The organism is Clostridium puniceum (assembly GCF_002006345.1).
GTDB classification, from domain to species: Bacteria; Bacillota; Clostridia; order Clostridiales; family Clostridiaceae; genus Clostridium; species Clostridium puniceum.
In genome coordinates this window covers 1-8703 of sequence record NZ_LZZM01000033.1, presented here as the reverse complement: position 1 = coordinate 8703, position 8703 = coordinate 1, and the positions used below count along the sequence as shown (strand labels likewise).

Below are 8703 nucleotides of genomic sequence, written 5' to 3'. Positions count from 1 at the left end.
CTATTTTATTACTCATTTATAAATTTTTATTATATATATTAAAATTGCTATTTTTTATTGATTACTTTATAATATTAATGCCAATTAAATTTTTATAGGATAAATTTCTAAGGGGGATTAAACATTGTCTTTATGTGAAATATGTAATGCTGAAGCTGATATACATCATATTGTTCACAGAAGTGAAGGTGGCTTTGATATAGAACTAAATTATAAATATTTATGTCCATCTCACCATAGAGGAAAGTATGGACCCCATCAGTCTAAGGAAGTTGATCTTAGATATAAATTAGATCTTCAAAATAAATTATATGATATATTAAAGAAAGATTATTATTCTTTTAAAGAGTTAGCATTAGAATTAGATATACCTAAAAATACCCTTAAGAGAATAACCAAGAATTTTAAGCTTTATAAGGAAGGCTACAAAAAATCTGAAGTTATTTTAAAAATAATGGGTGGACACTTCTATTCTGAAGAAATGATTGTTAATTTGACTTTAGACAAATTAATTGAAGATAATTATTAATTTTTAATTCATATATGTTGCAAAAAATAATCTATATTAAAAACAGAGTAACTCAAAATGACTTCTAATCCTTTTGAGTTACTCCTTTTAATTTAAACTATAGTTCTTCACCATTAGTTTTTATTACGTTTTGATACCAATAGTAGCTATCTTTCTTATAACGATTCATTGATGATCCTTCTTCTTCTTCACGGTCTACATAAATAAATCCATAGCGTTTTTGGTAGCCATTTAACCAGCTTAGTAAGTCTGTTATTGACCATGTGCAATATGCAAGTACTTCACAACCTTCATTAACTGCTTCTTTTAATTCCTCTACGTGAGCTTTCAAGTATGCTATACGGTAGTCATCATGAATTTTATTATCTTCAGTCTTCTTGTCAAATGCTCCCAATCCATTTTCAGAAATAACTATTGGCAAGTCGTATCTGCTAGTAATGGTTCTACAGCACATTCTTATACCCATTGGATCTATAGTCCAATCCCAGTCTGTAGTTTTTAAATATGGGTTTGGTGGATTTTTAAATAATCCAGGTGTTCCACTAACTTGTGATGTTCCTTTTTTACCTGTAGTATTCATTTCAGCCATTCCAACACCATCAATTGAATTATATTCAACAACTGCTGTTTGATAGTAGTTTACTCCCATGAAATCTACTTGAGCTGCTGCTTTCATAAGTTCTGCATCACCATCTTCAAACACTGGCGCTACCCCTTGACCTTGCAAATATTTGAATGCAGCTTTCGGATATCTTCCATATGCATAAACATCCATCCACCAGAAATTTTGTAAATCATCGTAATCTGCCTTTGCTATATTATTTATTGGATTGCAATCAATTGCATAACTTGGTCCGAATGCAAAACTTGCACCAATCTTACCATTTGGAACTATTTTTCTAAATGCAAGTACCGCTTTAGCGTGAGCTAAATTTGCATGGTGATTTACTTGATAAAACATCTTTGAGTCATTCTTCTTGCCTGGTGGATGTGTAGCCATCATCCAGCCATGCATTGTAAATACATTTTGTTCATTTAAAGTTATCCAATACTTAACTTTATCTTTATAACGTTCAAATAAAGTAATTGCATAGTTTTCATAATCATCAACTATTCTTCTGCTCTCCCAGCCATTATATTCTTCTTGAAGGGCTTGTGGCAAATCCCAGTGATAGATTGTAACCATTGGTTCAATTCCATACTTTAAACATTCATCAATTACAGCATCATAAAATTGTAATCCTTTTTCATTAACTTCTCCTGTGCCTTTTGGATAAATTCTTGGCCAAGAAATTGAGAATCTATATGTCTTTAATCCCATTTCTGCCATTAAAGCAATATCTTCTTTAAAACGATGATAATGATCAACTGCTACATCACCTGTTGTAGCTTTAAATGTCTTACCCGGAATTCTTACAAATTCATCCCAATTACTTCTCCCTTTTCCATCCTCTTCCGCGGCACCTTCTACTTGATAGGCTGCAGATGCGCTTCCCCATAAAAAATCCTTTGGAAACCCATGCTTTTCTTTAAAATACATTTCTAATCCTCCTAACAATATTTATCATTTTCTCTCGATTAAATCTTGTATAAATTTAATATAAGAACGCACCCTAATTTATTAACAATTATACATATAGCCTATCATACAAATATAATATTTGTCTATATCTTTTACATTGTTATGTAATTACTTTTTATTTTTTTAACCTAATTATTTTATAAAAAAACATTTCTTCTTAAACAAAATGAACTGTTATAAATATAAATTCAATAAAAAAGAACCCTATTTCTAGAGTCCTTACTTATTAATTATGACACTACTTTTCATTTTATTTTTTAATAAAAATAGGAATAGCATCATAGAATCCCATTTATTGAAAAAATGATTCCATGAAGAATATTTGCAACTGCGTCAATAGAAAAATTATAGTGGGAACATTATAACTTATCTATTGAAGATGTTATTTGTTTAGTGAATGATACTTATTTTTTGAAAAAATGCACAGATTAGCAATAATGCAATTGATAATATGGTTAATACTATATATTCATATTTAATGCTAAAATTATTTAGTGAAAATATAAATAATAGTAATGAACTACATAAATTATACCCTAATGAAATTAAAGAAAAAGCTGTATTTCTATGAGAGTCTATTTCAATATTCTTATTAAGCATAGAAGAAAACATTAGAGATGTAATCCCCCATATAAGTCTATAAACGCACACAAATATAAAAATCAATAATACTGTTGAAGCATTAGCCAGGCCTAAAAAGCATATTGAGATAAAAAGTAAACATAAAAGAAAAAACATTTTTCCTAATTTTAACATATGTTTTAATTTGTTGTAGAAAAATGAACCCAAACTTGCAAAAATAGCCCCTAAAAAATATAATAACCCGTTATAAGTCTTGTCTAATGGAGAATCCAAAAGATATGTTTGTAATATTTGGTATCCACTAACAAGTATCATTAAAAAAAGTATATTTAAAAAACACAGTATAAGTAAGAATCTATTTGAATGTATTTCAGAAAAAAAACTTTTCATAATAAAAAAAACATTCTTATGTTCTGCATTAATATTTAATTTTGGAAGAAAAATCGTTATAATAAGTAAAAAAATATTTGCTATTAGCGTAGCTAAAAAAGCTAATCTAATAGACCCATATTTTGTCAAATAAAAACATCCCAAAAAAGAAAAGCTTAATGCAGACCATTGTAATGTGTAGGCATTAGAGACTATATTATCATAATCTAATTTACTATCAGATGTTTTGCAATATTTATAAATTATACTGTCAAATGGTCCAGAAAAAAAAGTGTTACCTAATCCAAATAAAATTTCTCCAACATAAAGCAGTACAACATTTCCTTTTATAAAAAAAATAGTTGAAACAATAGACAATATTGATCCCATTATTAAAGATCTTTTTTCGCCCAGTAGATCACTTATTAATCCAGTTGGTATTTCAAATAAAAAAACAGATAAAGAGTAAGCAGCGAATAATCTAGTTATTTCTGCACTACTAAAACCGTGTTCTAATTGAAAAAATGATCCAAAAACTGGTATAGAAAAATTTACTGATATAAAAAAGGATAACAAGTAAATTAATTTTTTTGGTGAGTTCATATAACTCCTCCAAATTTTCCAATTTTTATAGCATTCTCTAATGATGCAACTAAAAAGCAACATACGCTAGTAAATTTTTCGTCATCTAATTTTTTTGATAATACTGGACATGAATCAGGTGTACATTTTTGAGTATATAAGTCACTTTTTCCTTCAGTTTTAGATACTAATATTGGGCAATAATAAAAAAGCCCTTCTGTACTAATATGTATTCTATCAAAAGCGCCTCTTCTACTATCTTTTGCAATTACATTTTCTTTAGGAAGATATGCTATTTCAACATTTATATCAATATTATAAATATGTGATTTTAGTTTGCAATAAATTGCGTATAAAAGAGAAAACCACTCCGATGAGTTTTTTGGATCTTTTGAATCATATAAAAGTTTTATTGCATTAACCGAAGGACATTCTTTTAACAGCTGCGATATGATATAAGGACTTTCAGTAGTAGGTAAATGGTAGCAGATTACTGATATTCCAAAATTGTTTAAGAGATTTATAATTTTGGCTGTTTTTTTAAAATCATCATCACGTATGCTGATTAATAAGCTGACATTCTTATGTTGTAAAAACTCAGCCATTTCTGAATCAATTAAAAATCCATTAGTTGCAATATTTATTTTTTTACCAGCATTAGCAAAAAAGTTTATTATTTCTCTAATATCTGGATGCATAAAAGGTTCCCCTCCTGTTAAATAAACCCCATCTATAGAAGATAATTTAACTAAACCTTTTATTTTTTCTAATGATAAATCCAATTCCATATTATTATTTTTCTTATTAATTAAATCATAAACATAACAATATGAACAATGCAGATTGCATCTTCTAGTTATATTTATAGAAATTTCATTCATATTACTTTCCATCTTTGAGCTCCTTAAAAATTATTGGATTTGCCGTTGCAAGAGGTATGTATTTTCCTTCGTAATAATAAATTACTTTCTTTTCTTTACACCACGAGAAAATTTCCTTATTATCTTCTGTTATGCCAAATAACGCAGCAGTTGCTTGCATTTTTGATACTTGTTCTCTTTCCATATTTCCAAAACGCGAATCTTCTAAATAATATATTTCATTTGATTTTGATATTTTTAGGATTGGTATATTATTTTTTCCGTGCTTCCATTTATCCATCCACATCATGACACCTTTTATGATTTTATTCTTCAATTCTGTATTTTCTTTAGAATCACAACTATACTCAGCAGTAAATAACCATGCTAGTTTTTCATGATCTGCTGATTCTGGAAATATCTCCGAATATACCGGACTTGGGACAACTTTTTTTATATTATATTTTTCTGGATTTTCGAAATAAGGACTAAACCTAGCTATTTCCAATGGTCGAACAAGCATTGGTGGATTTAAATGATAAATGTAAGGAATTAAATCTAAAAATTCAATCCAGTCAGTAACTTTATCATTTGGAATCTCCGTCAATAAATTCCATCCTATTAATAATCCAGTAGATTTTGAATAGCGAAGAAGTTTTATGTTTTGCTCAGCACTTACCCCTTTATTTACCAGTTTTAACAAATTTGTCGATAATGCCTCAACACCTACTTGTGTATAATTTATTCCGGCTCGCTTAAGTTGAACTACTTGTTCAAGCGTTAAATCAGCACGTTGTTCATAAAACATAGAAATATTTGGAAAACTTTTCTTAATTGTAAAGAGTAATTTATTAAAATAATTTCTTGGCATCAAAGTATCAACCATTTGAATATGTTTAACTTTAGGATGTGCATTAAGCATTTTAAAAAGTTCATCTATTACTTTTTGCTCTGATTTATACCTATAATGTTTGTTCCAACCGTTTACGCCACAAAAAGTACATTTATTTCGTTCTCCCCACCAACATCCTCTACTACTTTCATATAAAAAAGACGTTTCCTCCTCTTTAACAACGTTTAAATAATTAAGCTGATTGTAATAGTCACGATATGTATTTTCACTACAAAGTATTTCATCTAGATTCGACAAGAATTTTCCCGTAATTATTTTATTATTAGGTAAATTATCACTTTTATATTTATTAAGGAAATCTTTCCAACTGATTTCACTTTCTCCCGAAAAAATATAATCAATGTTAGGACTTAGAGTTTGAATCCCTTCTGCCATATCCCCATCGCATGCAGATCCCCCCATTGTACAAATAATATTAGAATTACGTTTTTTAATTGCATTAATAAGTGCGATTGCCGCATTTGTTTGCTGATGTCCAGTTGTGACTCCAACAATACTAAATTTTCGATTAGCGATTTCTTCTGCTAAAATATTAGTCCAACTATTTGCCATATTTGCAATATTAGTTATTTCTTCAATTGAAGATAATGACAAAAAAATTTCATTGAAATTTTCATCATATCTTTTAAGAAAATCAATTCCCAAGCATGGCATTGATGAATACGCAGCCTCTGCAAATATTCTTTCCCCAAGCATAGTATGCATAGATAATAATCCTCTACTTATCTGATTGTACTTTTCTACACCTATATATTCTGCAAATAACATGTTTGAATATAATATAGAAGTTTTCACATTCATAGAATCAGCTATAGATTTTAGAATATCTAGACCAATACAAGGTAAATTTATTAAAGAAAACGGCGGAACAACTAATAATATTTCGCTGTCAGAAAAATCATCTAAAATTTTACATAAGTGATCGTTCATTATTTTTATTTCCCTTCATTTATAAATATACACTACTTTACAATAAATTTAACTGACTTCGTCTTGCTAAGCACAGCAATCAAATTTTGTACCAAATTTACTTTGAAGAGTATCATAAACTATTAAATATATGGTTAATGAGCTCTTAATATCATCAGTAATTAAGCTCGTACCAATGTTTATAGTAGCTATAGCTAACTCGGATATATTAATTTTCAAAACTACGTTTGTAAAAAATGCTTTTATAAACACATAAATATTTCTTTAATGTATTAATTGTTGATTTATTGACAATACTATTCATAGAAGTAAACACTGTCCTTTGTAAAAGAATCGTATTGGAACTATGATTATTTTGTCCAAAGAACAGGTATTGGGTTCATTGTATTTTATGAAAATTTAATTATTTGTAAAGTAGTATAAATATAGCTAGATACCAATAAGGCATCTAGCTACATCTTCGTTTCCATGTAAGCACATAATTAGATTCTAGATGCATTACAAATATCTGCAGACATAAGAAATTCTTCTACACACGAATCAAATTCGAATTCTTCTTCAGTCTGAAATTCAACGTATTTAATATCTTCCATATATATACACCTCCTTCCTCTTTAATAATAGATATTATTCTTATACGATATTATTTTACCATAAATATGAAAATTGTCTATTATTTATATATAAATTCTTTTAAATCCTTGTTTACTAATTTATGTTTTTGCTTGCAGGATTTTATAGGATTTAATGGTAGCCTTAAAGAAACTGATATAAATAAGATGACTCACGATTTGAGTAGGCATAGTTTATACAGAACCGTTGAATATAAAGTCAAGAACTATCCTAAATATATTCATAATCCGTTAGAACATCCTTATCCTCATAAAGACAAAGGCATTAGATATGTAGACTGCCTAACCGACCTTTCTCGGCTATCACCTATGGAATTGGCAGAAATGATTTATACTGTAGACATGAGGACTATAAACACCTATTTTAAAATGTTGCTTGGTATAGTAGATAAGCCTTTTACATTGGAAGATATAATTTACCTTAAATAACAATACAGGGACGAGATAATGTTTTGATTCTCGCCCCTGTATTCATAAGAATAAAATTCTTAATAGCATGAAAATTTTAAAATTAAATATATAGATCCATCAGTATTTCATCATCATAAGAACCGTTCACATAAAAGTTATTTTTATGGACACCAACTTTTACAAATCCATACTTTTCATAAAGTCTAATTGCTTTGCTATTACTTGCATTAACACCAAGACTTATGTTTTTTATTATACTATGCTGTTTTGCAAATTGTATTAATTCTTCCATTAATGCACTACCTATACCAACACCCCAGTAATCTTTTCTAACAGAAATAGCAAGTTCACTATTATGGGATATTCTTTTACTGCTTGGACTACTAATCTGTGCAACACTAACAATGCTATCGTTAATAATTCCTAATATCATAAATGTATTTGTATCGTTATTAATTCTGTTGATATATTCCACTTCCTGCTCTACAGTAAGATGGAATTCACCTTTCCCAAACAACAAATTATCGCTTTCACCACCAACAGTATTTAGATATTCAATCATTTTTTCTGCGTCATTTGCTACTGGCTTTCTTAATTTTAATATTTGACCATTTTTTAATTGTATTTCTTTCAATATTGGTAAATTGGCCCCCATAATATTCCTCCTTATTTTAAGTATTCTACATCATTTGTATAACTATATATTTATATTATAGTGTAATTTTTTGCCAAGTACAATTCTTTAGGATAAATTGTAAATAAAAAATCCCCTAGCGGGGACTATGAGTTTTGTGAATTTTAAAACGGAGAAGGTTCATCTTCATCAATCCAATATGAGCCTTCTTCTCTTTTCATTTCTCCTGAATAATAAAAATCCGCATTACAATTAGGGCACTCCATTACTGGCATTCCCTTCCTTTTACATTCTTGTTCTGAACTGTATTCTCCATCGCAATATTCATCCATATCAGCAAACTCATCTACGATGTCCGCGGGAGCGAATTCACTATAATTACATTTATAGCAATGATATTTGTAAAACTTTTCTATGTACTTTATCTCTTTTGGGTTCATATAATATATCCTTTCTGTTACTCGTTTCCCTTATATCATATATCACCCCATAATCCTTATGCCATATTTTCCATAAAAATTTTTCAGTTCCACATTTATTGCATAATAATGGATTTCTTTCAAAACTCTCTATTATTCTTTGTTTCCATGATTTCTTAACTTCATTTTGTTTATTCTTTTCTTTTAATAATTCATCAATATTTCTTTGTTTCACAAAATTATAAAGATTAACAATATCT

Annotated in this window: 9 protein-coding genes and 1 pseudogene; 2 read left to right on the top strand and 8 right to left on the bottom strand. The window is 28.5% G+C overall.

Going from position 1 to position 8703, the window contains the following annotated elements; genetic code table 11:
* Positions 1-124: 124 nt before the first annotated feature.
* Complete coding sequence (locus CLPUN_RS03095; protein ID WP_077845930.1) at positions 125-529, top strand: HNH endonuclease; 405 nt, start codon at positions 125-127, stop codon at positions 527-529.
* Positions 530-626: 97 nt separating this feature from the next.
* Here the strand turns inward: CLPUN_RS03095 and CLPUN_RS03090 are convergent, their stop codons facing one another.
* The 5 genes from CLPUN_RS03090 to CLPUN_RS26895 form a co-directional block, all read right to left on the bottom strand.
* Complete coding sequence (locus CLPUN_RS03090) at positions 627-2069, bottom strand: glycoside hydrolase family 1 protein (protein ID WP_077845929.1); 1443 nt, start codon at positions 2067-2069, stop codon at positions 627-629.
* Positions 2070-2501: 432 nt separating this feature from the next.
* The gene (locus CLPUN_RS03085) at positions 2502-3665 is read right to left on the bottom strand and encodes an MFS transporter (RefSeq protein WP_158078685.1); all 1164 of its coding nucleotides are present in this window, start codon (positions 3663-3665) and stop codon (positions 2502-2504) included.
* The gene (locus CLPUN_RS03080) at positions 3662-4537 is read right to left on the bottom strand and encodes a radical SAM protein (protein WP_077845927.1); all 876 of its coding nucleotides are present in this window, start codon (positions 4535-4537) and stop codon (positions 3662-3664) included. Before CLPUN_RS03080 ends, CLPUN_RS03085 begins: the two co-directional genes overlap by 4 nt.
* The gene (locus CLPUN_RS03075; protein ID WP_077845926.1) at positions 4527-6347 is read right to left on the bottom strand and encodes a RiPP maturation radical SAM C-methyltransferase; all 1821 of its coding nucleotides are present in this window, start codon (positions 6345-6347) and stop codon (positions 4527-4529) included. Before CLPUN_RS03075 ends, CLPUN_RS03080 begins: the two co-directional genes overlap by 11 nt.
* A gap of 66 nt (positions 6348-6413) precedes the next feature.
* The gene (locus CLPUN_RS26895; RefSeq protein WP_158078684.1) at positions 6414-6566 is read right to left on the bottom strand and encodes a hypothetical protein; all 153 of its coding nucleotides are present in this window, start codon (positions 6564-6566) and stop codon (positions 6414-6416) included.
* A 482-nt stretch (positions 6567-7048) separates the two neighbouring features.
* Here CLPUN_RS26895 and CLPUN_RS26890 point away from each other — a divergent pair, with 482 nt between their 5' ends.
* Positions 7049-7408: a hypothetical protein gene (locus CLPUN_RS26890; protein WP_207652736.1), complete on the top strand. Its 360-nt coding sequence runs from the start codon at positions 7049-7051 to the stop codon at positions 7406-7408.
* A gap of 82 nt (positions 7409-7490) precedes the next feature.
* On the opposite strand, the gene CLPUN_RS03070 is transcribed toward CLPUN_RS26890, so the two are convergent.
* The 3 genes and pseudogenes from CLPUN_RS03070 to CLPUN_RS27435 form a co-directional block, all read right to left on the bottom strand.
* Positions 7491-8045 (bottom strand): GNAT family N-acetyltransferase, encoded by a 555-nt coding sequence (locus tag CLPUN_RS03070; RefSeq protein WP_077845925.1) that lies wholly within the window; start codon positions 8043-8045, stop codon positions 7491-7493.
* A 143-nt stretch (positions 8046-8188) separates the two neighbouring features.
* Complete coding sequence (locus tag CLPUN_RS27440; protein ID WP_158078682.1) at positions 8189-8356, bottom strand: hypothetical protein; 168 nt, start codon at positions 8354-8356, stop codon at positions 8189-8191.
* 52 nt (positions 8357-8408) lie between these two features.
* Positions 8409-8703, bottom strand: a pseudogene (locus CLPUN_RS27435) (hypothetical protein); the annotation flags it as partial.